This is a genomic window from Pseudomonas reinekei (assembly GCF_001945365.1).
Taxonomy (GTDB): domain Bacteria; phylum Pseudomonadota; class Gammaproteobacteria; order Pseudomonadales; family Pseudomonadaceae; genus Aquipseudomonas; species Aquipseudomonas reinekei.
The window spans coordinates 1-1,165 of record NZ_MSTQ01000051.1 but is presented as its reverse complement, the minus strand read 5'-3'; the positions used below and the strand labels follow the sequence as shown (position 1 = coordinate 1,165).

The 1,165-nt window shown below is 56.7% G+C and carries 1 protein-coding gene; it reads right to left on the bottom strand.

Annotation, left to right across the window (positions count from 1 at the left end; all coding sequences use genetic code 11):
• Positions 1-8: 8 nt before the first annotated feature.
• A protein-coding gene (locus BVK86_RS28920; protein WP_139315822.1) for an IS3 family transposase occupies positions 9-1,165 on the bottom strand; the annotation gives its coding sequence in 2 pieces (ribosomal slippage) (positions 9-919 and positions 919-1,165; 1,158 coding nt annotated over the 2 pieces). This gene is flagged as partial in the annotation.

Below are 1,165 nucleotides of genomic sequence, written 5' to 3'. Positions count from 1 at the left end.
TGTAGTGGTCAACTGATCCCGGACACGACGTTAAGTTTTTTCTCGGCCTGAGCCGGTGGCAGCCCACCATTAAATTGGTGCGGTCGAATCCAGTTGTATCGGTGCATCAAAAAATGGCTGATATCCCGCTGAGCTTGTTGGACCGTCGTGTAACCTATGGTCGGTATCCACTCGGTTTTCAGGCTCCTGAACACCCGCTCCATCGGCGCATTATCCCAACAATTTCCTCGCCGGCTCATGCTCTGACGCATGCGATATCGCCAAAGGCGCTGGCGAAAACTCCGGCTTCCATATTGCGAGCCTTGGTCGGAGTGGAACAGCAAACCCTGAGGCTTCCCTCGCTGCTCGTAAGCCATGTCCAAGGCCTTGATGACCAAGTCGGCATCCGGCTTTCCCGACAACGCCCAGCCCACAACACGGCGGGCAAAAAGATCTAGCACAACCGCCAGATACTGCCATTTCCCTTGAGCCCAAATGTAAGTGATATCGCCACACCAGACGTGGTCAGGAGCGGGCACATCAAATTCCCGGTTCAAACTATTAGGGATGTCGGGCCGCTCGACCGTCGCCTTTTTGTAAGCATGCGATCCCGGTTGTTTGCTGACCAACTCCAGCTCGCGCATCAGGCTTCGCACCTTGAATCGCCCGATCTCCTCGCCGTCGTCCTGCATCATGGCCATGATGCTACGGCTACCGGGAGCACTGCGGCCTTGGGTGAACAACTCGTTCACCCGACTGCGCAATCGAAGGCGCTCTACATCCGGTGTGCGGCGCCTGAGACGCCGAGCGTAGTAGCACGAGCGGGTCACTTCAAATACCTTGCACAGCCAATCAACCGGCTCGTGGATGCTCAACTGGTCAATCAGCGCGAACGCTCGAGATCTTCCGACATCAAGAGCGCGGTAGCCTTTTTTAAGATCGATTTTTCCCGCTCAAGGCGAGCAATTCGGGCTTCCAGCTCTTGGATTTTCTGCTGCTCCGGGGTCAGTGCTTTGCTCTGCGGAGTGACGCCCGTGCGTTCTTGCTGCACCTGGTCGACCCATCGGCGCAAAGCAGACTCGCCGACACCAAGCGAGCGGCTGGCCTCAATGAAGCTGTAATCCTGCTTGAGAACGAGGTCGGCAGCCTCGCGTTTGAACTCAGGGGAAAAGGTACGGCGTTGTTT